Annotated in this window: 20 protein-coding genes and 1 CRISPR repeat array; of the genes, 11 read left to right on the top strand and 9 right to left on the bottom strand. The window is 71.0% G+C overall.

Annotated features, from left to right (window positions below; translation table 11 throughout):
• Positions 1-48 precede the first annotated feature (48 nt).
• The gene (locus tag ABZ990_RS05425; protein ID WP_361225605.1) at positions 49-1,044 is read left to right on the top strand and encodes a 2OG-Fe(II) oxygenase family protein; all 996 of its coding nucleotides are present in this window, start codon (positions 49-51) and stop codon (positions 1,042-1,044) included.
• 414 nt (positions 1,045-1,458) lie between these two features.
• Positions 1,459-2,427 carry a class A beta-lactamase gene (bla, locus tag ABZ990_RS05420; RefSeq protein WP_361225602.1) on the top strand — a complete coding sequence of 323 codons (969 nt, stop codon included), beginning with the start codon at positions 1,459-1,461 and terminating at the stop codon, positions 2,425-2,427.
• A gap of 82 nt (positions 2,428-2,509) precedes the next feature.
• On the opposite strand, the gene ABZ990_RS05415 is transcribed toward bla, so the two are convergent.
• The 3 genes from ABZ990_RS05415 to ABZ990_RS05405 form a co-directional block, all read right to left on the bottom strand.
• Positions 2,510-3,238 (bottom strand): methyltransferase domain-containing protein, encoded by a 729-nt coding sequence (locus tag ABZ990_RS05415; RefSeq protein ID WP_361225599.1) that lies wholly within the window; start codon positions 3,236-3,238, stop codon positions 2,510-2,512.
• Between the two features lie 83 nt (positions 3,239-3,321).
• Positions 3,322-3,672 (bottom strand): hypothetical protein, encoded by a 351-nt coding sequence (locus tag ABZ990_RS05410; protein WP_361225764.1) that lies wholly within the window; start codon positions 3,670-3,672, stop codon positions 3,322-3,324.
• Positions 3,673-3,755: 83 nt separating this feature from the next.
• Positions 3,756-4,367 carry an ATP-binding protein gene (locus ABZ990_RS05405; protein WP_361225596.1) on the bottom strand — a complete coding sequence of 204 codons (612 nt, stop codon included), beginning with the start codon at positions 4,365-4,367 and terminating at the stop codon, positions 3,756-3,758.
• A 258-nt stretch (positions 4,368-4,625) separates the two neighbouring features.
• On the opposite strand from ABZ990_RS05405, the gene ABZ990_RS05400 reads away from it, so the two are divergent.
• From ABZ990_RS05400 to ABZ990_RS05390, 3 genes are all read left to right on the top strand, one after another.
• Positions 4,626-5,507 (top strand): helix-turn-helix transcriptional regulator, encoded by an 882-nt coding sequence (locus ABZ990_RS05400; protein ID WP_361225593.1) that lies wholly within the window; start codon positions 4,626-4,628, stop codon positions 5,505-5,507.
• The gene (locus tag ABZ990_RS05395) at positions 5,508-5,744 is read left to right on the top strand and encodes a DUF397 domain-containing protein (protein ID WP_359875614.1); all 237 of its coding nucleotides are present in this window, start codon (positions 5,508-5,510) and stop codon (positions 5,742-5,744) included.
• Positions 5,745-5,818: 74 nt separating this feature from the next.
• Positions 5,819-6,625 (top strand): SAM-dependent methyltransferase, encoded by an 807-nt coding sequence (locus ABZ990_RS05390; protein WP_361225589.1) that lies wholly within the window; start codon positions 5,819-5,821, stop codon positions 6,623-6,625.
• A gap of 300 nt (positions 6,626-6,925) precedes the next feature.
• Here ABZ990_RS05390 and ABZ990_RS05385 read toward each other — a convergent pair whose 3' ends face one another.
• Positions 6,926-8,266 (bottom strand): 6-phospho-beta-glucosidase, encoded by a 1,341-nt coding sequence (locus ABZ990_RS05385; RefSeq protein WP_361225586.1) that lies wholly within the window; start codon positions 8,264-8,266, stop codon positions 6,926-6,928.
• A gap of 17 nt (positions 8,267-8,283) precedes the next feature.
• On the opposite strand from ABZ990_RS05385, the gene ABZ990_RS05380 reads away from it, so the two are divergent.
• From ABZ990_RS05380 to ABZ990_RS05365, 4 genes are all read left to right on the top strand, one after another.
• Positions 8,284-8,670, top strand: a complete 387-nt coding sequence (locus ABZ990_RS05380) for a VOC family protein (protein ID WP_361225583.1) — start codon at positions 8,284-8,286, stop codon at positions 8,668-8,670.
• An 89-nt stretch (positions 8,671-8,759) separates the two neighbouring features.
• Positions 8,760-9,683: an aminoglycoside phosphotransferase family protein gene (locus ABZ990_RS05375; protein WP_361225580.1), complete on the top strand. Its 924-nt coding sequence runs from the start codon at positions 8,760-8,762 to the stop codon at positions 9,681-9,683.
• Positions 9,684-9,753: 70 nt separating this feature from the next.
• Positions 9,754-10,347 carry a GNAT family N-acetyltransferase gene (locus ABZ990_RS05370; protein WP_361225578.1) on the top strand — a complete coding sequence of 198 codons (594 nt, stop codon included), beginning with the start codon at positions 9,754-9,756 and terminating at the stop codon, positions 10,345-10,347.
• Between the two features lie 50 nt (positions 10,348-10,397).
• On the top strand, positions 10,398-10,862 hold the full coding sequence (locus ABZ990_RS05365; RefSeq protein WP_361225575.1) for a YchJ family metal-binding protein: 465 nt from the start codon (positions 10,398-10,400) through the stop codon (positions 10,860-10,862).
• 274 nt (positions 10,863-11,136) lie between these two features.
• Here the strand turns inward: ABZ990_RS05365 and ABZ990_RS05360 are convergent, their stop codons facing one another.
• The 3 genes from ABZ990_RS05360 to ABZ990_RS05350 all read right to left on the bottom strand — a co-directional run bounded on the left by ABZ990_RS05360 (position 11,137) and on the right by ABZ990_RS05350 (position 15,044).
• The gene (locus ABZ990_RS05360) at positions 11,137-13,236 is read right to left on the bottom strand and encodes an MDR family MFS transporter (protein ID WP_361225572.1); all 2,100 of its coding nucleotides are present in this window, start codon (positions 13,234-13,236) and stop codon (positions 11,137-11,139) included.
• Between the two features lie 200 nt (positions 13,237-13,436).
• Positions 13,437-13,691, bottom strand: coding sequence for a hypothetical protein (locus ABZ990_RS05355; protein WP_361225761.1), 255 nt, complete (start codon positions 13,689-13,691; stop codon positions 13,437-13,439).
• Positions 13,692-13,994: 303 nt separating this feature from the next.
• Entirely contained in the window at positions 13,995-15,044 is a 1,050-nt protein-coding gene (locus tag ABZ990_RS05350; RefSeq protein WP_361225570.1) for an ATP-dependent DNA ligase, read from the bottom strand.
• Between the two features lie 165 nt (positions 15,045-15,209).
• Between ABZ990_RS05350 and ligD the strand changes: the two genes are divergently transcribed.
• Both ligD and ABZ990_RS05340 read left to right on the top strand, forming a co-directional pair.
• Positions 15,210-16,217, top strand: coding sequence for a non-homologous end-joining DNA ligase (gene ligD / locus ABZ990_RS05345; protein WP_361225567.1), 1,008 nt, complete (start codon positions 15,210-15,212; stop codon positions 16,215-16,217).
• A gap of 276 nt (positions 16,218-16,493) precedes the next feature.
• Entirely contained in the window at positions 16,494-16,727 is a 234-nt protein-coding gene (locus tag ABZ990_RS05340; protein ID WP_361225758.1) for a WhiB family transcriptional regulator, read from the top strand.
• A 199-nt stretch (positions 16,728-16,926) separates the two neighbouring features.
• On the opposite strand, the gene ABZ990_RS05335 is transcribed toward ABZ990_RS05340, so the two are convergent.
• Both ABZ990_RS05335 and ABZ990_RS05330 read right to left on the bottom strand, forming a co-directional pair.
• Positions 16,927-17,901: an acyl-ACP desaturase gene (locus ABZ990_RS05335; RefSeq protein WP_361225564.1), complete on the bottom strand. Its 975-nt coding sequence runs from the start codon at positions 17,899-17,901 to the stop codon at positions 16,927-16,929.
• A 1,024-nt stretch (positions 17,902-18,925) separates the two neighbouring features.
• Positions 18,926-19,393 carry a DUF5959 family protein gene (locus ABZ990_RS05330; RefSeq protein WP_361225561.1) on the bottom strand — a complete coding sequence of 156 codons (468 nt, stop codon included), beginning with the start codon at positions 19,391-19,393 and terminating at the stop codon, positions 18,926-18,928.
• Positions 19,394-19,932: 539 nt separating this feature from the next.
• Positions 19,933-20,937: direct repeats of the CRISPR family, unit length 29 nt; unit sequence GTGATCCCCGCGCACGCGGGGGTGGTCCC.
• Positions 20,938-21,308: the final 371 nt, after the last annotated feature.

Here is a 21,308-nt window from a genome sequence, read left to right as displayed (position 1 = left end):
CGCCATGTCCAGGCGCCCACGCCTGGCGCACACTCCACGGAGGATGCCATGCCTGTCCTGATGCCGTCGGCCGACGTGCCGACGATCGACATCTCCCCCCTGTTCGGGACCGACCCGGACGCCAAGGCGCACGTCGCGCGGCAGATCAACGAGGCCTGCCGCGGTTCGGGCTTCTTCTACGCCTCCCACCACGGCATCGACGTGCGGCGGCTGCAGGACGTGGTCAACGAGTTCCACCGGACCATGACCGACCAGGAGAAGCACGACCTGGCGATCCACGCGTACAACGAGAACAACTCGCATGTGCGCAACGGTTATTACATGGCCCGCCCGGGCCGGAAGACCGTCGAGTCCTGGTGCTACCTGAACCCGTCGTTCGGCGAGGACCACCCGATGATCAAGGCCGGGACGCCGATGCACGAGGTGAACGTCTGGCCGGACGAGGAACGCCATCCGGACTTCCGGTCCTTCGGCGAGCAGTACTACCGCGAGGTGTTCCGGCTCTCGAAGGTGCTGCTGCGGGGCTTCGCGCTGGCGCTCGGCAAGCCGGAGGAGTTCTTCGAGAACGAGGTCACCGAGGAGGACACCCTCTCCGCCGTCTCGATGATCCGGTACCCGTACCTGGATCCGTACCCGGAAGCGGCGATCAAGACGGGCCCGGACGGCACCAGGCTCAGCTTCGAGGACCACCTCGACGTGTCGATGATCACCGTCCTGTTCCAGACCGAGGTGCAGAACCTCCAGGTCGAGACGGTGGACGGGTGGCAGAGCCTGCCGACGTCCGGGGAGAACTTCCTGATCAACTGCGGCACCTACCTCGGGTACCTCACGAACGACTACTTCCCGGCCCCCAACCACCGGGTCAAGTACGTCAACGCGGAACGCCTGTCCCTGCCGTTCTTCCTCCACGCCGGGCAGAACAGCGTGATGAAGCCGTTCCACCCGGAGGACACCGGCGACCGGAAGCTCAACCCGGCCGTCACGTACGGGGAGTACCTGCAAGAGGGCTTCCACGCGCTGATCGCGAAGAACGGCCAGACCTGAGCAATCGTCAAACTGTGAGCTGGTGAAGGAGCTTGCCGGGCACAGCGTGGTGCCCGGCGGTTCCTCGCCCACCGTGACCGGTCCGATCGATCGGGCCGCGAGCGGTGCGTACGGACGCCCGGCCGGGGTTCCCCGGCCGGGCGTTCCGCGTGTACGGAGGGTCCGCCGGGGCCCCGCCGGCCGGTCCGCCGGTGCGAACGAAGGAGCTGCCGCGCCGAGGAGAATAGGTGCGCGCTCGCCGGATCCGTGCCTTCGCCCCTTGCCAACGGGGCCGCGTATCAGCAGGTTTGACCATGAAGGTGCCCGGCCGCGAGGATGAGTCGGAGCGCGATCACGCTCCGCGACGGAGCCTGGTCGTTCCCTCAGCTGTGCGTCCCCCGCCCCGCGCGCGGGAGTGATCCGGAGGCTTGGACCATGCAGTTCGCCCGCGCGCGACACACCGTTCTCGGTGCGCTCGCCGTGCTCACCCTCCTTCCGCTGACAGCCTGCGGCGAGGCGAGACCATCGGCCGAGGCGCCGCCGGCCCTGTTGTCCCCCTCGGTTTCGGCCCCCTCGGCGTCGTCCCCCTCGTCCGGGGCGACGAAGCCCGCCCCGGACGCGAAGGCCACCGAGCGTCGATTCGCCACCCTGGAGCGCGAGTTCGACGCGCGGCTGGGTGTCTACGCCGTCGACACCGGCAGCGGGCGGGAGATCACCCACAACGCCGACGAGCGATTCGCCTACGCCTCCACCTTCAAAGCGCTGGTCGTCGGCGCCGTGCTGCGCGAGTACTCGCTGGGCGGACTGGACCGGAAGGTCGGCTACTCCGTCGGCGATCTGGTCCCCCACTCTCCGGTGACCCAGGAGCACGCCGGTACGGGGCTGAGTCTGCGTGAGCTGTGCGACGCCGCCATACGGCTCGGCGACAACACCGCGGCCAATCTGCTGGTCGGTGAACTCGGGGGCCCGAAGGCCCTGAACGCCGCTCTCAAGAAGGCCGGCGACGACACCACCCGGGTGGAGCGCCTGGAGCCGGACCTCAACCAGTGGTCCCCGGGCGCCACTCGGGACACGAGCACGCCGCGGAGGCTGGCGGAGGACCTGCGCGGGTTCGCCCTGGGAGACCTGCTCGGCGAGGGCGAGCGCACCCAGCTCGCCGCGTGGCTGCAGGCCAGCACCACCGGCACCGGACTCATCAGGGCCGGGATGCCCAAGGGCTGGGTGGTCGGCGACCGCAGCGGAGCCGGGGTCACCTACGGCACCCGCAACGACATCGCCGTGGTGTGGCCCCCCGGCGGCGCGCCCGTCGTCATGGCGATCCTGTCGCACCGGCGGACGGACACCGGCTACGACGACCGGCTGATCGCGAAGGCGGCGTCCGTGGTCGCGGACGAACTGTCCTGACCCTGGGGGAGCGGGCCGGGCGATCGCGGCCGGGCCGCCCGGTCTCCAGGCACTTCGGAGCGGCGTCCCGATCCCGTGGCGCCTACGGAGTCTCGGCCCGCCCGTTCTTGCGGGCCACCACCAGCCGGCAGCGCGGGCTGCCGTCCGCCCGGGTGCCCAGCGACCGGATGGGCAGCAGCTCCACGGTGAATCCCGTGTCCGTGAGACGGCGGCGTACGTCGGCCAGACGGAAGGTGCGGTAGTACATCACGAAGGGCGGGCGCCACACGAGGTTGCGCGCGCGCATCGCCGCGTCGAAGCCCCAGAGCGTCCAGTACGGGGCCGAGCCCACGCGCGGCGGGGCCGGCAACGGGAAGGCGAAGGTGCCGCCCGGGCGCAGGGAGGCGTGGACCCCGGCGAACAGGGTGCGCTGCGCGGCGGGCACGAAGTGGCCGAAGGCGCCGAAGCTGACCGCCAGGTCGAAGACCGGGGCGAAGGGGAGAGCCAGGGCATCGGCGCGGACGAGGGACGCGTCCGAGTGGGCGCGCCGGGCCTCGGCGAGCATGCCCGCGCTGAAGTCGACCCCGACGGTCCGGCCCGCGCACACCGTACGCAGCATCGCCAGCCCGGCGCCGGTCCCGCAGCAGACGTCGAGACCGGAGTCGAACGGGCCGAGCGGCTCCAGGGTCTCCGCGACCGCGTCGAGCACCGGGTCCGGAGTCCGGAACGGGGTGGCGTCGAACGTGGTCGCGAGCAGGTCGTAGCCGCGCTCGACGGAGGACAGCGCCTGCCGTACCAGCGCGGGGAACGAGGGGCCCTCGGGGGAGAACATGCCCCGACCCTACGACCCGGCGGCGGCCTTGGGGGCCGTACCGCCCGGACCGCCCGGACCGCTGTTCCGGGGGCGGCGGCCGGTCACAGGGTGCTGCGGACGTGTGACGGCCTGCTCCACGACGGTGCGATGCCGGTCAGCTGGCAGATCAGCAGGTAGAGGGGGATCGGCGGGGTGTAGAGGGAGCCGCCGTCGGGGTGGTGGATCAGTCGCGGTCCGCGATCCGGGACCGTGGCGCCGTCCGCGTAGCAGGCGGGCATCGGCCAGAGCAGATCGAGGTCCGATCCGGCCGGGACCAGCCACCACCACCAGTCGCTGTCCGCGTAGACACAGCCCTTGGCGGGCAGCCGGGACAGGATGCGGAAGCCGTACCGGGCGGGGACGCCCACCGCGTCGCAGCCGAGGGTGGCGGGCAGGCCCGCCGGGAGGGTCAGCGGGGTGACGCCGACCGGCGCGGGGAGGGTGGCGCGTTCGGGGCTCTTGCGGGAGCGCGGGATCAGCAGGGTCGCGGCGGACCTCAGCACGGCTCCGCCATACCGTGCGCCAGCTCCGCCCAGACGACCTGCGCCGTGCCGTGGCCGGTGCGGTCCGCACCCCAGGCCGAGCACAGGGCGTCGACGAGGATCAGGCCACGGCCGCGTTCCTCCGCTCCGCAGTCGCGTATCCGGGGCCCCGCGGGGCCGCCCTCGTCGCGTACGGATATCCGCAGCCGTTCGTCCCCTTCGCGCAGCTCGCACACGACGCGGGCGCTCGCGGTGTGGACGACGGCGTTGGTGACCAGCTCGGAGACGACGAGGGTGACGGTGTCACGGACGTCGGCGCCGCAGCCCCAGAGGATCAGCCGATCCTCGGCGAGCCGGCGGGCCCGGGCGACCGATTCGGTGCGGGCGGGCAGCTCGAAGGCGAAGCGGCGTTCGTCGATGCGCGCGGCGGGGGCGGGGGCCGCGGTGACGGTGCTCGGAGTCGCGGCGACGGGGGTCGTCGCGGTCGCAGTCACGGCGGCGGCCGGAGCGGCGGCGGTCGCGGTCACGGCGGGGGCCGGAGCGGCGGCGGTCGCGGTCACGGCGGGGGCCGGAGCGGCGGCGGGCGAAGCGGTGGACAAGGCGTCGGGCCGAGGGCGCTGAGGCATGACGCGGGGGCTCATGAGACTTGAGGAGTGCGCGTTACCAGATGCCACGACCGGATCCTCACAACTGTGGGCAGGAGAGCGGTACGCACGCCTTCATGACGATGTGCACGTCGGCGTGTGTACTGGTTCACCGGAATACTGTGCTCCTGACTCGGACACTTGGCAAGTGGCACTCTGAAAATTGCAGAGTGTGGTGTTCTCCTCTGAGAGCGTCCATGGCACACTCGACCAAAACAGCGCGTCGGGGAGGTCTTCAGAGTGAGCGAGCCGCGGTCCGCCCCCACGGTGGGACAGGTCGTCCTCGGCAGACGCCTGCAGGACCTGCGCGAGCGCGCGGGCCTCAAGCGCGAGGAAGCCGCCAAGATCCTGCGCGTCGCCCCGGCGACGATCCGGCGCATGGAGACCGCCGAGGTCGCGCTGAAGATCCCGTACGTCCAGATGCTCCTGAAGTCCTATGGCGTCGTCGACTCCGAGGCGGAGGGCTTCATCGCCCTCGCGGAGGAGGCCAACCTCCCCGGCTGGTGGCAGCGGTTCCACGACGTGCTGCCCGGCTGGTTCTCGATGTACGTCAGCCTGGAAGGCGCGGCCAGCCTCATCCGCGCCTACGAGCCCCAGTTCGTTCCCGGCCTGCTGCAGACCCCGGACTACGCCCGGGCCATCCTGCGCAGCGGCGCCCTCGGCGGCAGGAACGCCGACAGCGCGGAGAACGCCGAGGAGACCGAGCGCCATGTGGCCCTCCGGATGGAGCGCCAGTCCCTCCTGACCAGGGAGGACGCACCCAAATTCTGGGTGATCATGGACGAGACGGTCTTCCGCCGGCCGGTCGGCGACGGACCCGAGGTGATGCGCGCCCAGCTCGACCACCTCCTGGAAGCGACGGAACTGCCGAACGTCACTCTGCAGATCGCGGAGTTCTCGTCCGGGCACCACCCCGGTACCTACGGCCCCTTCGTCCTCTTCCGTTTCGCCATGCCCGAACTCCCGGACATGGTCTACAGCGAGTACCTGACCGGCGCCGTCTATCTCGACGGACGCCCCGAGGTGGCCTCCCACCTCGAGGTCATGGACCGCATGGCGGCTTCGGCCGCGACTGCACAACGCACGAAGGAGATCCTCCGGGATCTCCGCAAGGAGCTGTGAATGGACCGCGTGTACAACGGCATGCCCGCCGCCGACCTCGGTGCCGAGGGCTGGCACAAGCCGTGGAGCGGCGGAAACGGCGGCAACTGCGTCGAGGCCATGAAGCTGGCCGACGGCAGGATCGCCATGCGCCAGTCCGCGGACCCCGAGGGTCCCGCGCTCATCTATACGCACCGCGAGATCGCCGCGTTCATTCAAGGGGCGAAATCCGGCCAGGCTGACTTCCTGCTCACTTGAGCCCTTTCGCGTGACCCCTCCCGTCGCGTAACTCTTGCACCACGCGTCACCATTCGTCCCGCCGAGGAGAACCGATGAGCCCGGACCCCGCATCCATCCGGATCGACACCAGCAAGCCGCACCCCGCCCGGATGTACGACTGGTTCCTGGGAGGCAAGGACAACTATCCCGTCGACGAGGAGATGGCCCGCCAGCTCCTCAAGCTCGACGCGCGAGGCCGGGACATGGCCCGCACCAACCGCGCCTTCATGCACCGCGCCACCCGGTGGCTCAGCGCCCAGGGCGTGCGCCAGTACCTGGACATCGGCACCGGCATCCCGACCGAGCCCAACCTGCACCAGATAGCCCAGCAGGCCGCGCCGGAGTCGCGGGTCGTCTACTGCGACAACGACCCCATCGTGCTCGCCCACGCGGCCGCCCTGCTGCGGTCGACCCCCGAGGGTGCCACCGACTACATCCAGGTCGACGCCCGGGATCCCGAGCTGATCCTGGAAGAGGCCGGAAAGATCCTTGACTTCGACAAGCCGATCGCGCTGTCGCTGCTCGCTCTTCTCCACTTCATCGGCGACGAGGACGGCGCCGCCGACCTCGTGGACAAGCTGGTCGGCAAGCTCGCGCCCGGCAGCTACCTCGTCCTGTCCCATGTCACCGGGGACTTCGACCCGGAGGGCTCGGCGAAGGCCGTCGCCATGTACAAGGAGCGCGGTCTGACCCTGCGGCCCCGCTCGCAGAGCGAGGTGGAGACCTTCTTCCACGACCTCGAACTGGTCGAGCCGGGCGTCTCGCTCGTCGCCGAGTGGCACCCGGAGCTGGGCGAGCCCATCCCGGTCCAGGGTGACAGCCCGATCCCGGGCTGGGTGGGCGTCGGCCGCGTCGGCTAGGAACTCCCGTACGGCGAAGGGGACTAGGGCCTGTTTCGAAAGTCCCTCCTGGCCCGCGACGCCTGGCACGCCCGCTCGCTGCGTTGTCGGAGTCATCCAAGTACGTCCAGTACGAGGATGATCCTCCGCCTTGCGATCGTACGCACCAGACGCCGCAGGCCCCGCCCTCCGGGCGGACGGAGCTACTTTCGAAACACGCCCTAGGGGCTGTCCGGATCCCTTTCCTCCCGTACACGACCGAGCGGCCCGCCACCCCTCTCCGCGGGGTGGCGGGCCGCTCGCTCGTATGCCCGGGAACTGTCAGCGCAGGTAGGAGAGTCCCGCGAACTCGTCCATGTAGTTGTCCAGCAGCCGCCGGGCCACCCCCACCGAGTCGACCAGCGGATGGAGCGCGAACGCCTTCACCGCGGCCGCCCGCGAGCACGACTCCGCCGCGGCCATCGCCTCCCGCTCCACCGCCTTCACCGAGGTCACCAGACCCACCGCGTGACCCGGCAGCGGATCCACGGACACCGGATGGGCGCCGGACGCGTCGACGAGGCACGGCACCTCGATGACCGCGTCCGCGTCGAGCACCGAAAGGGTCTGCCGGTTACGGACGTTGAGGATCAGCGTGGTCCGCTCGTTGCGCGCGATCGCCCGCATCAACGAGAGCGCGACCTGCTCGTAGCCGCCCGACTCCAGATCCTCCTCGTACCGGTCGCCGAGGCCGGCCGCCTCCCGGTTGTGCGCCATGTAGGTCGCCTCGCGGTCGGCGAGGGTCCGCTGCCAGGTCGCCAGGGCGGGGGTGTCCGACCTCTCCATCTCCCGGTAGAAACCCTCCTGTTGTTCCAGGAGGTAGGCGCCCCGGGTGCGCTTCGCCTCGCTGTAGGCGCGGACCGTCTCGCGGTTGAAGTAGTAGTAGTGCAGGTACTCGTTGGGGATCGCGCCCAGCGAACGCAGCCATTCGAGGCCGAACAGCCGGCCCTCCTCGAAGGAGCCGAGCAGCGTGTCGTACTCGAAGAGCCGGGGGAGGATGTCCTTCCCGCCGACCTTCACCCCGCGCAGCCAGCCGAGGTGGTTGAGGCCCACGTAGTCGAGCCACACCTTGCGCGGATCGACGTTGAGCGCCCGTGCCACCCGGCGGCCGAGCCCCACCGGGGAGTCGCAGATGCCGATCACCCGGTCGCCGAGGATCCGCGACATGGCCTCGGTGACCAGGCCCGCCGGGTTGGTGAAGTTGATGACCCAGGCGTCCGGGGCGAGATCGGCGATCTGCTGGGCGATCCGCGTCACCACGGGCAGCGTCCGCAGCCCGTACGCGAGTCCGCCGGCGCCCACCGTCTCCTGGCCCAGCACCCCCTCGTCGAGCGCGATCCGCTCGTCGGCCGCGCGCCCGTGGAGACCGCCCACCCGGATCGCCGAGAAGATGAAGTCCGCTTCGTACACGGCCTCGTCGAGATCCGTGGTCACGCGCACCACCGGCGCGTCCGGCACCCCCCTCGCCTGCTCGGCCAGCACTCGGGAGATGGCCGACAGGCGTCTCTCGTCCAGGTCGAACAGGGTGACATGGGTGATCCGTCCCTCGGCGTGATCGCCGAGCAGAGCGCCGTACACGAGCGGCACCCGGAATCCGCCGCCTCCGAGAATCGTGAGTCTCATGCCCGTACGCTACTGAAATGCACGTCCTCAGTAGCAGGATTCTGCTTTGTCCGACCGATCCGGAGCGATCGCGCCGCTTCTACGGTGACACGCTCGGCCTCGCCGTGTACCGCGAGTTCGGGACGGGGCCGGACCGCGGCACCGTCTACTTCCTCGGCGGCGGCTTCCTCGAACTCTCCGGCCGGGCCACCGCGCCGCCCACCCCGCCCGGGCCCCGCCTCTGGCTCCAGGTCGCCGATGTGCGGGCCGCACGCGAGGAGTTGCGCGGCAAGGACGTCCACGTGGTGCGTGAACCGGTCACCGAGCCCTGGGGCCTGATCGAGATGTGGCTCGCGGACCCGGACGGCATCCCCATCGCGGTGGTGGAGGTCCCGGACCAACACCCGCTGCGCTACCGGCCGTAGGGCCGGTCCGTCGGATCAGGCCCCGGCTCCGGTCCGCGGCAGGGGAATCCCGGTGGTCGGCCCCAGAGGGCCGTCCTAGGATGTCGATCATGCTGCCTCCCGTCGAGACCGATGAAGACTGGCGCCGGATCGTCCCCGACGAGTCGATGATGCTCCCCGGAGCGCGAGACCTGTGCGCCCGTCTCGGCCTCGGCGGTGCGCCGCTCACCCGTTTCCCGGAAGGGTCCCAGCCGGTCTACGCGGTGGGCGACGAGCTCGTGCTCAAGCTGTTCCCCGGGTCCGCCGCCCAGGACGGGATCACCGAAGCCCGGGTCCTCGCCCATGTCGAGGGCCGACTGCCGGTGGCGACCCCGTGCGTGCGTGACGCCGGCGGGTACGAGAACGGCTGGCGGTACGTCCTGATGTCGCGGCTGCCCGGCGAGAACCTCGCGCATGCCTGGGAGCGCGTGCCGCGCGCGGACCAGGAGCGGATGGTCACCGGGATCGGCGAGGCCCTCGCGGCGCTGCACGCCCTCGACCACGGGCCGCTCACGGATGCCGTCGGCCCCGGCGACTGGGGCGCCTTCCTCGACCGGCAGCGGGCGGGCGCCGTCCAACGTCAGCGCGAGCGCGGACTGCCGCCCGGCTGGCTGGAGCGGATCGAGGACTTCCTGACCTCCGTGCCGCTGCCGCGCACCCCGCGGCCCAGTCTGCTGCACACCGAGGTGATGCGGCAGCACTTCTTCACCACCCCCGACACCTGGCGGCTCACGGGCTTCTACGACTTCGAACCCGCCATGATCGGGGACCGGGCCTACGACTTCGTCGGCGTCGGGCTGTTCGTCACCCGGGGCGACCCGGCGCTGCTGGGCCGGCTCGCCCGCGCGTACGGCGAGACGTTCGAGCCGGACGTCCTGCTCGCCTACACCCTGCTGCACGTGTACAGCAATCTCCCCTGGTACCTGCGCGAACTCGGCGTCACGGGCGAGCCGGAGCTGCCCGCGCTCGCAGAGGCATGGTTCGGCGTGGGCTGACCTCCGGGCCCTGGATTCCGGGCGGGGCCCCGGTCGATCTTTCAAGATCATTTGTAGGCAGAATGCCCTCATGGAGACGACGAACGCACCCAGGAAAGCGGAACTCCAGGACACGGCGGACATCAGCCGCACGCTGGTCCTGGCCTTCGACGACGACCCGATGATGCGCTGGTTCTTCCCCGAGGACACCACGCGCGCGACCATGCTCGCGGACTACTTCTCGACGCTCTTCACTCGCCAGTACCTCCTGAACGGCGTGTGTGAACGCACCGACGCGGCGGTCTCCTTCTGGGTTCCGGCCGAGGCCCAGGAGAAGGCCGTCCCGGACGCGGAGACCATCCGGCGCCTGATCGGGATCCTCGGCGACCGGGCCGGCCTGTTCAAGGAGGCCGTCGAGACCGCCGCCGCGCACACCCCGGGCGAACCCCACTGGTCGCTGGCGCTCATCGGCGCCGCCCCCGCCGCCCAGGGCACCGGACAGGGCGGCGCCCTCCTGCGCTCCGGCCTCGTCCAGGCCGACGCGGCGGGCCTGCCGGTCTACCTGGAGTCGTCCAAGGCCGCCAACCTCCCCGTCTACGAGCACTTCGGTTTCGCCGTGCGCGAGGAATTCGCGCTGCCCGGCGGCGGCCCGACGCTGTGGGGGATGTGGCGCGACCCGCGCTGACCGAGGCACCTCGGTGGGGCGGGCGGCGAACGGCACGCGACAATGGGCGCATGTCCCGACGCAAGACCCGCCCCGCCGCCCGTACCTCCCGTCCCGCCCGCTCCGCCGCTCCCGCGCCGGCCGCCGTCACCGCCGAGTCGCCGTGCCCCTGCGGGCTGCCCGCCCCGTACGCAGCCTGCTGCGGCCGCTTCCACACCGGGCCCGCCGCCGCGCCCACCGCGGAACTCCTCATGCGCTCCCGCTACAGCGCCTTCGTCGTCCGCGACGAGGGCTATCTGCTGCGCACCTGGGCGCCGGAGACCCGGCCGGGGGAGGTCGATTTCGACCCGGGGATGCGCTGGGCCGGTCTGGAGATCGAGGAGACCGGCGAAGGCACCGCCTTCCACCAGCACGGGACCGTGACCTTCACGGCGCGCTTCACCCACGACGGCGAGCCGGGCGAACTCCACGAGCGGAGCCGCTTCGCACGGCACGAGGGGGCGTGGGTGTACGTCGACGGCGACTTCCTGGACTGAGGCTCGGCGAATTCACGGGCCGTGCGGCTCCGCGACCGCGCCTTCGTATCCGTGACGCGACGACTCGTGCCTTCACGGCCCGCCCCGGTCCCGGTGCGCGCCGGGGCCCGGGACTCCCTGCCTGCCGTCGGGCACCGGGGGGCCGGGGTGACGTCCGGCGCGGGGCCTGGAGCTCAGGGGGTGTCGATGCGTGGGACGTGGGCCCGCGGAGCCCGTACATCTGTGAGGTCGTGAGGTCGTGAGGTCGTGAAGCGGTGAAGTCGGCGGGTGCGGCTCACCGTTTCGCCGTCGCGCCCACCGGCTCGCGCCGGCCCGCCCGCGGCAGCCCCTGTGCCAGGTCCTCCGCGACCAGCTTCTTCGCGATGGCGTCCGTCGCGGCCCGCAGTTCCGGTCCGCTCGGGCGGCCCTGTTCCGTCTCGATCCGCCGGGACAGCCAGTCGCCCCACGCGTGGGTGATGACCTCGGCCTCCCGCTTCCCCGCCGCGGTGTGGGACAGCAGACTGCCGTCCCGGGTCAGATACCCCTCGTCCACCATCCGGTCGAAGACCGGCAGCAGGACCTCCGGTGGCACCCGGCGCTGGGCCGAGATCAGTCCGAGGCTGGCGTGGCCGACCATCCGGGTGAACAGTTCCACCTGCATGACGGCCCACGCGCCGGCCGTGTCGAGCCGGGTGTCCGAGGTGTCGACGATCTTTCGCGCGGTGTCGAAGTCGGTCCGGCGCATGATCCGGCCGACGGCCAGTTCGAGCAGTTTGGCGGAGTCGCTGCCGCTGGTCGGCGCGCCGAAGCCCTCGCCCATGTCGGGAGCGGACTCCCGGGCGGTGTCGCGCAGCTCGACCTGTTTGAGGAACAGCGCCACCACGAAACCGACGGCGGCCACCGGCACGGTCCACAGGAAGACGGTGTGCAGGGTGTTCGCGTACGCCTGCACGATCGGCGCCGCCACCGGGCCGGGCAGCGCGTGCAGCCCGTGTGGGTTCTGCGCGGCCCGGGCCACCACCGCCGGGTCGATCCCGAGCCGGGTGCCGACGGCCGTGGCCCCGGCGATGCCGTCCGCGAGGTTCGGCTTGAGGGAGTTGGCGTAGAGCGTGCCGAAGACGGCGGTGCCGAAGGCGCTGCCGAGCGTACGGAAGAAGGTGACCCCGGAGGTCGAGGTGCCCAGGTCCGCGTAGTCGACGGTGTTCTGCACGGCGATGATGAGCACCTGCATGCACAGGCCGATGCCGATGCCGAGCACGGTCATGTAGAGCGATTCGAGCCCGGCTCCGCTGTGCGGACCCATCCGCGACAGCAGGAAGAGCCCGAGGCCCATCACGAGCGAGCCGGCGATCGGGAAGATCCGATAGTGGCCGGTCTTGCTGACCACGTTGCCGCTGAAGATGGACGCCACGAGCAGACCGGCGACCATCGGCAGGGTGCGGATGCCGGAGATCGTGGCCGAGTCGCCGTCTACGTACTGGAGATAGGTCGGCAGGAAGGTCATCGCGCCGAGCATCGCGAAGCCGACGACGAAGCTGAGCACCGAGCAGACGGTGAAGACCGGATTGCGGAACAGCCGCATGGGCAGCATCGGTTCGGCCGCCCGGGTCTCCGCCCAGCAGAACAGCCCGAACGCCACCACGCCGCCGACGAACAGGCCGATGATGACGCCGGAGCCCCACGGATACTCGTTGCCGCCCCAACTCGTCGCCAGGATCAGGGCGCTGGAGCCGATCGCCACCAGCGCGATGCCCAGATAGTCGATGACGGGCCGGCTCACGGAGCGCAGGGTGGGGATGGTGCGGGCGGCGGCGATGACGACCACGATCGCGATGGGGACGTTGACGTAGAACGCCCAGCGCCAGGTCAGATGGTCGGTGAACAGGCCGCCGAGCAGCGGTCCGATGACGGTCGAGACCCCGAACACCGCCCCGATCGCGCCCTGGTACTTGCCTCGGTCCCGCAACGGGATCACATCGGCGATCAGCGCCATCGAGGTGACCATGAGCCCGCCGGCGCCGATGCCCTGGAGGCCGCGCCAGACGATCAGCAGGGTCATGTTGGTGGCGAGCCCGCACAGGAACGAGCCGGTGATGAAGACGATCGCCGAGATCTGGAAGATGACCTTGCGGCCGAACAGGTCGCCGAACTTGCCGACCAGGACGGTCGCGACCGTCTCGGCGAGCAGATACGAGGTGACCACCCAGGACATGTGAGCGGCGCCGCCCAGGTCCGAGACGATGGTCGGCAGGGCGGTGCCCACGATCGTCTGGTCGAGTGCCGCCAGGAGCACACCGAGCATGATCGTGCCGAAGACGATGTTGCGGCGGCGGTCGTCGAGCACCGGGGGCTCGACGACCGGGGGCGCGGGCGCGGCTTCGCTGGTGGTGGTCACTCTCGCAGCGTCACACCGATGGCCGTGTGTCGCATGCGGAGCACACCCGAACCGGTGCGTCCGGATCCGGGCGGGAGGCGAGTCGGATCCGGGCCGGATCCGACCGCGAACCGGGACGTGGACCTGAGCTGGATTCGAACCGGGACCCGAGCCCGGGCAGGACCCGGCCCCGGAACTCGCCCCGGCGGCCCGCCGTGCGGCTACCAGCCGGGTCGCACCGGCAGCTGCGGGTGGTGCTTGGCGAGGATCTTGTTGGCCTTGGCCAGCGCGGCCAGCGCGTACTCCCGGTCGGCCCGGTCCTCCGGACACAGCGGCCCGCGGAACCGGTACACCTCGCGCGCCGCGCAGTCGGCGTCGACCTCGGCCTGGAGCACGTGCAGCGGCAGGCAGGAGCCGATCAGCGCGGCGACACGGTCGGGGATCGGCACGGGGACGAGGGGCGAGGGCGAGGCGATCACGGTCGGTCCTTGTGGGCTGTGGGGGATGGGTCGGTCGGCGGGAGGGTCGCTCCCACCCTCCATACGTACCGGATCCCGGTGCCGGTTGGACGACGGCCGCGTCACCGCGGGGCAACAGCCGGGCGCCTTGGGCGTGCTGACGTTCGCACCGGTTCGCGGGCGCGGCGCGCGTTCTCGCAGGTACGCGGGGGTGAGCCGAACGGATCGTTCGTCAGTTCACTGAACGTAAAGGCAAAAAGGGGCAGTTGTCGCCCCGCCGGATGTGGTCGATCTCACGCCTGTCTTGCCTTCCCCGGCGCCCTACGCGAGGACGGCGGAAAGGTCGTACGAGACCGGTTCCTCCAACTGCGCGTACCCGCAGGACTCCGGGGCGCGGTCCGGTCGCCAGCGCCGGAACTGCGCGGTGTGCCGGAAACGGTCGCCCTCCATGTGGTCGTAGCCGACCTCGCAGACCCGCTCCGGGCGCAGTGCCACCCACGACAGGTCCTTCTTCCCCGACCAGCGGCTCGGCGCCCCCGGTAGCCGGGACGAGGCGTGCGCCGACGCGTCCGCCCAGGGGTGCCCGGTCGGCGGGTCCATGCGCAGCGGCTCCAGCTCCTCGATCAGTTCGGCACGCCGCCGGGCGGTGAAGGCCGCGCACACGCCGACGTGCTGGAGGGCGCCCTGGCCGTCGTACAGGCCGAGGAGCAGCGAGCCGACCACCGGACCGCTCTTGTGGAAGCGGTATCCGGCCACGACGACATCGGCGGTCCGCTCGTGCTTGATCTTGTACATGAGACGCTCGTCCGGACGGTACGGGAGGTCGAGCGGCTTGGCGACGACCCCGTCCAGGCCCGCGCCCTCGTACTGCTCGAACCAGCGCGCGGCGAGCTCCGGGTCCCGGGTCGCGGGGGCGAGATGAACCGGGGCGGTGACGCCGGCCAGCGCGCGCTCCAGGGCGGCCCGCCGTTCGGCGAGCGGGGTGTCGAGGAGGGCCTCGTCGCCGAGGGCCAGCAGGTCGAAGGCGATGAACCGGGCCGGGTTGGTCTCCGCCAGCATCCGGACCCGTGACGCGGCCGGATGGATCCGCTCGGTGAGACGGTCGAAGTCCAGCCGCCCGTCGTGCTCCACGACGATCTCCCCGTCGACCACACAGCGCTCGGGCAGCCGGGTGAGCAGCGCCTCGACCACCTCCGGGAAGTAGCGGGTCAGCGGCTTGCCCGTACGGCTGCCGAGGAAGACCTCCGGGCCGTCGCGGTGCGCGATCGCGCGGAACCCGTCCCACTTGGCCTCGTACTGCATGCCCGGCGGGATCCTCTTGACGGCCTTCGCCAGCATCGGCTTGATCGGCGGCATCACCGGCAGGTCCATGCCGCGATTCTAGGGAGGATTCATTCCTTCTGCCCCGATATGCGTGGGGCGGGTGCCCGGCCTAGGCTGGCCGCCATGGCAGGAGGCGCGGCAGACGGAGCAGACGGGGTAGCGGGGGCAAGTGGGGCGGGCCGGGCGGGCGAGGCGGGCGGAAAAGCTGCGGCGGTGGAGCTGGAGGCCGGCGGCCGGACCGTACGGATCTCCCACCCGGACAAGATCTACTTCCCGGAGCCCGGCTACACGAAGCTCGACATGGCCGAGTACTACCTGGCGGTTGGCGACGGCATCACCCGCGCCCTGCGCGACCGGCCCACCACCCTGGAACGCTATGTCGACGGTGTGGCCGGCGAATCCTTCTTCCAGAAGCGCGCGCCGAAGTATCTTCCCGAGTGGATTCCGACCGCCCACATCACCTTCCCGAGCGGTCGCTCCGCCGACGAGATGTGCCCCACCGAACCGGCCGCCGTGCTGTGGGCGGCCAACCTCGGCGCCATGACGTTCCACCCCTGGCCCGTACGCCGCGAGGACACCGAGCACCCGGACGAGCTGCGGCTGGACCTCGACCCGCAGCCCGGCACCGACTACGCCGACGCCGTCCGCGCCGCCCACGAACTGCGCGCGGTCCTGGCCGAACACGGGCTGCGCGGCTGGCCCAAGACCTCTGGCGGGCGCGGCCTGCACGTCTTTGTTCCGATCCGGCCGGAATGGACGTTCACTCAGGTCAGACGGGCCGCCATCGCCTGCGGGCGGGAGCTGGAGCGGCGCATGCCGGACCGCGTCACCATCAAGTGGTGGAAGGAGGAGCGCGGCGAGCGGATCTTCGTCGACTACAACCAGACCGCCCGCGACCGCACCATCGCCTCCGCCTACTCCGTACGCCCCAGGCCGCACGCCCCGGTCTCCGCGCCGCTGCGCTGGGAGGAGATCGACGACGCCGTGCCGCGCGACTTCGACATCCGCACGATGCCGAAGCGGTACGCCGAACTCGGCGATGTGCACGCGGACATGGACGGCGAGCGCTTCAGTCTCGAATCGCTCCTCGAACTGGCCCGTCGCGACGAGGCGGACCACGGTCTCGGCGACCTTCCCTATCCGCCGGAGTACCCGAAGATGCCCGGTGAGCCGAAGCGGGTCCAGCCGAGCCGGGCCCGGAAGGAAGGGCCGCAGGAATAGTCGTGGGGAAGGCTGCGACGGGTGATGGCCGAAAGTGGTGCTTCGGGCGTGCGGTGAAGCGGGGCTGACCGGTGCACCTTCCGGACGTTCGGACGGCTTCAGGAGGAGTACGGGAGGGGTGGGCGGGGAAACGTAAGGGTGGCCGGAACGCGGCCACAGGCCCTCGGCGCGCCGCGTTGATCGGACGTTGATGGCGCGTTTACGCCCGTGGGCGAGGCTGTCCGCATGACCGAGATGATGATCGCCCCGCTCGCCCCCGCCACCCCGCAGGCCCTGATGTCCCCCGCCCTCGACCTCTCCTGGCAGGAGAACGCGCTGTGCGCCCAGGCGGGGCCGGAGTTCTTCTTCCCGGCGCCCGGTTCGTCGACCCGCGAGGCCAAGCAGCTGTGCGGAGCCTGCGAGGGGCGGGTGGCGTGCCTGGAGTACGCGCTCGCGGCCGACGAGCGGTTCGGCGTGTGGGGCGGGCTCTCGGAGAAGGAGCGGATCCGGCTCAAGCGCCTCCGGGGCTGACCCGTCGTGGGGTCGCCCCTCCGGATCCCGGGCCTCGCGGCCAGGGTCGCCGGGACGCCCGCCGTTCTTCCCGTACGCCTGCCCGTGAAGCCCTGCGCCCCGTACCGCCCGCCGCTACCCGCCCTTGTCCGTCCTCTCCGTCCTCGCCCGCCCGCCCCTGCCTGTTGCTTCCGACGCTTTCCGGCCGAGCCGTCAGCCGTCAGCCGGCCGCCCGAGCCGCCATCCGCGCCTTGCGAGCCGCGAGACGCTCGTCGAACTTCGACGCCTCGCCGTCCAGGCCGTCCATGTAGAGCCCCAGCTCGTCCTGGGCCTGGAGGCCCTCCGGGCCGAGGCCGTCGATCTGGAGGACCTTGAGGAAGCGCAGCACCGGCTGGAGGACGTCGTCGTGGTGGATGCGCAGGTTGTAGATCTCGCCGATCGCCATCTGGGCTGCCGCGCGCTCGAAGCCGGGCATGCCGTGACCGGGCATACGGAAGTTGACGACCACGTCCCGCACGGCCTGCATCGTCAGGTCGGGTGCGAGTTCGAAGGCCGCGCCGAGCAGGTTGCGGTAGAAGATCATGTGCAGGTTCTCGTCGAGCGCGATGCGCGCGAGCATGCGGTCGCAGACCGGGTCGCCGGAGTGGTGTCCGGTGTTGCGGTGCGAGATGCGGGTGGCGAGTTCCTGGAAGGCCACGTAGGCGATCGAGTGCAGCATCGAGTGACGGTTGTCGGACTCGAAGCCCTCGGACATGTGGGACATGCGGAATCGTTCGAGCTGGTCGGGGTCGACGGCCCGGGAGGCCAGCAGATAGTCGCGCATCACGATCCCGTGCCGGCCCTCCTCGGCGGTCCAGCGGTGCACCCAGGTGCCCCAGGCGCCGTCGCGGCCGAAGAGGGTGGCGATCTCGTGGTGGTAGCTCGGGAGGTTGTCCTCGGTCAGGAGGTTGACGACCAGGGCGGTGCGGCCGATGTCGGTGACCTTGGACTGGGAACGGTCCCAGGCCTCGCCGTCCTCGAAGAACGCGGGGAAGTTCCGGGCGTCGGACCAGGGCACGTAGTCGTGCGGCATCCAGTCCTTGGAGATCTTCAGATGCCGGTCCAGCTCCCTCCCGACGACCTCTTCCAGCGCGTAGAGCAGGCGCGCGTCGGTCCACCCTGCGGTGCCGGCGAGGTGGGGAGAGGTGAGCGTCACGGAGACTCCTGGGGACGGAGACGGGCATACGGAATTACCTACGGATACGTAGGTTACGAGACCGTAGGTTAAAGGCCCCATAAGGGGTGGGCCAATCCGGGGGAGGGGGTTGTACGGGAGGAGGCCCAGGTCATGGGGTGGGTGAGGCGTTTCGGGGGCGGGGGAGTGGGGCCTCGGGGTGGGCGTGTCTGTGGGGTTCGGGTGGTGGCCCGCCCTCTTTCCGAGTGTGGCCCCCTTCGCCGGCCCCTCAAGGGCGCTCCCTTCGGTCGCGTCGCTGCGCGACTCCGCTTCGCTTCGCCCTTGACCGCCCGGCTGCGGGGGCCTTTTCACACTCGGAGGGCGGGCCGGGGGAAAGGGTCCACGCGACACCGTTGGTTGTTGCTGGTCGCCGTGGGCGGGTGCGGGGTCGGTGGTCGGGGTGGGGGCCGGGTATCGCTCCGGTCGGCTTGTCGGGTGCGGGCCGGTGGGGTGGGGCTCGGTTTGTGGCCGGGGCGGGCGGGGCTGTGTCCGCCGGTTCGGGGTGCGCGGTCGTGGAGTGGGGCGGCCCGGGCCGTCTCGGCGGATGACCGCCGTCGTGTGGTCGGGATTCATGCCCCGCTGGTCACTCCCCGTGGGTGGGGCGGGGGAAACCCCGCTCGCGCGGCGGCCGGGCTTGCCTGGATCGCCTCTGGAGTCACACGAGTTGACACCCGCCCCACGGCGGGAGCGGAGTAGCGCCTTCCACCCCGGGGCGGGTGAGTAAGTGCGCTCGCGAGCGTCCGGGAGTGCCTCAGTCGGCACAGGAGTTCACTCCCGCCCCAATTCCGGCGGGGATTTCGACTTACGGCTTGGTCTGCGGTCGAGTGCCCGCCGTCCGGATCGACCGAGGGACCTGGCGAGCGAATCTCTCCCGTCGCGCGGGAAACCGGGTAATCGTCAGGATCTGTGGATTGGCTGCTCGTGATTGTGCTGCCGAGTCCAGGTCTCGTGCGTGATCGCGTACTCCGCACACTGTTTCTTGAAGGGGTGTGTCGGCTCGGACAGTTCAGCGCCGCCACTCGTAGGCACCGGGAGAGGTCTCTACGACCTCCTGGGGCCAGTGGGTGCGGACATGCCGCAGTCGTTCGTGATGGTCGTCTACCCATCCGGCGGCCAGTCGCAGCGGGACACGGACCGATGTCCCGGACGCCGCTACGTCCTCCACCACGATGACGGCGACCCCGTCCTGGTCGGACGGCTCAAGACGGATCTCGGGGTTGCGTCCGTCATCCATCCAGACGGCATCCCGCCCGGCGGCGACCTCGCCGAGGGCTTCGGACCAGCCGTCCAAGTCGTCCGGGGCCAGGCACGCCTCCAGGCGTCCCCGGGCAAACCCGCTCGTGACGACGATCTCCGCATCGAGGAAGTCGTGCAGCGACAGCACTCCAGGCATGGTGCGGCTCAGAACTCGCACCACGAGACTGCTTTCCTCGTCGGCCAGGTGGATGAGATCCCCAGCACTGCCCTCGTCCATACCGCTCCTCACACTTGCATCGGCTGCCTCATGATGCCTGCACACCCGCACATGCCCCGTAGCGGGGCATAAGTGAGGATTTCTCGGCGAGCTCGCGAGGACCCCGGGTCGTCGCCCCTGAAGTCACACGAGTTCGCACCCGCCCCACGGCGGGTGCGGAGTAGCGTCTTCCGCCCCGGGTTGGGTGAGTAAGTGCGCTCGCGAGCGTCCGAGGGTGCCTCTGAAGTCACAGGAGTTCACTCCCGTCCCGTTTCCGGCGGGGATTTCGACTTACCCATCCGCCGGACGAAGGAACTGCGCACGCGAGCATCCCCGTTCGCCCCTGCCGTCGCGCGAGTCGCATCCGGCCCGCCGAGGGGCGGAGTAACACCTTCCGCCCGACCGTGCGAGTTAGTGTGCTCGCGAGCGTCCGGGAAGGTCTCTGTAGCCACAGGAGTTCACATTTGCCCTATTTGAAGTGGGAATGTTGGCTTAAGTCGCGCCTTGGTAAAGTGGGTAAAATCCGAGGTCTGGCGATGTGAAGCTGCAGGTCAGCTCCTGTGATCCCCGCGCACGCGGGGGTGGTCCCTACACCTTCGACAGCGGCAGCCCCGGCGGTGAGTGATCCCCGCGCACGCGGGGGTGGTCCCTGTAAACGCTTTGACGGTTACTTGATGTGAACGTGATCCCCGCGCACGCGGGGGTGGTCCCAGTGAAATCCGCGCGACCCTGGCCTTCCCCCTGTGATCCCCGCGCACGCGGGGGTGGTCCCTCCTCGTAGTCCGCGCCGCCGCTGGCCGGCAGGTGATCCCCGCGCACGCGGGGGTGGTCCCCGTAGCGGAAGCCACCAACGCTCAGGTGCGAAGTGATCCCCGCGCACGCGGGGGTGGTCCCTGACCGCCGCCTTGCTCGCCGCGCAGGGGTACGTGATCCCCGCGCACGCGGGGGTGGTCCCCGCTGCCGGGTGCCGTGGAGGACGCCTCAGGGGTGATCCCCGCGCACGCGGGGGTGGTCCCCGCCAGCCGACACCCGCCGACCTCCGCGCCCTGTGATCCCCGCGCACGCGGGGGTGGTCCCCGCACCGGTCGCCCCGTTCTTCAAGAGCTGGGGTGATCCCCGCGCACGCGGGGGTGGTCCCATCAACAAGACCACCTGGTCCGAGACCATTCAGTGATCCCCGCGCACGCGGGGGTGGTCCCCCCATCAACCGGGCGGCGCGGGCAACATCGGGGTGATCCCCGCGCACGCGGGGGTGGTCCCCCGCCCCACGGCCACGGGCCGCCCCACCCCTGGTGATCCCCGCGCACGCGGGGGTGGTCCCCGGCCGGGGAGCCGAGCGGGCGGTACGCGCCCGTGATCCCCGCGTACGCGGGGGTGGTCCCTCCGTACGAGGGAGGGCCTGGAACCGCAGGTCGTGATCCCCGCGCATGCGGGGGTGGTCCCCCGTCACCGGACGACATGCGCAGCATGGCCGAGTGGTCCCCGCGCACGCGGGGGTGGTCCCTGGGTGACGTCCCAGCGCCGGGCGGACCGGCCGTGATCCCCGCGCACGCGGGGGTGATGCCCATGCGGGCGCTTGTCGGTTCTTCAGTCCACCGGCGGTGACCAGCGGGGCATGAATCCCTGCCTGCCGACGGCGGTCATTCGCTGAGCCGTGCCGGGCCGCCCCATTTCACTGTTGCGCACCCCGGGCCGGCGGGCGCGGTCTCACCGGCCCGGGCCGCGAACTCAGCCCCACCCCACCGGCGGACGGCCATCAGGCCGACCGGAGCGATACCCGGACCCCACCCCGGCCTCCGGCCCGCCACCCGCCTACGGCGGTCGGCAACGAGCATCGCCCCCGCGTGGACCTTTCTCCTGGTCCGCCCTCCGAGAGTGTTTTTCGCGTCTGGAGGCGCCGGGTCAAGGGTGGGCGTAGCCCATCGCGTAGCGACGC

This window comes from Streptomyces sp. NPDC046203, from assembly GCF_040646255.1.
In the GTDB taxonomy this organism is placed as follows: Bacteria; Actinomycetota; Actinomycetes; order Streptomycetales; family Streptomycetaceae; genus Streptomyces.
The sequence above is the reverse complement of the archived record's forward strand: the minus strand, read 5'-3'. Positions and strand labels throughout refer to the sequence as shown.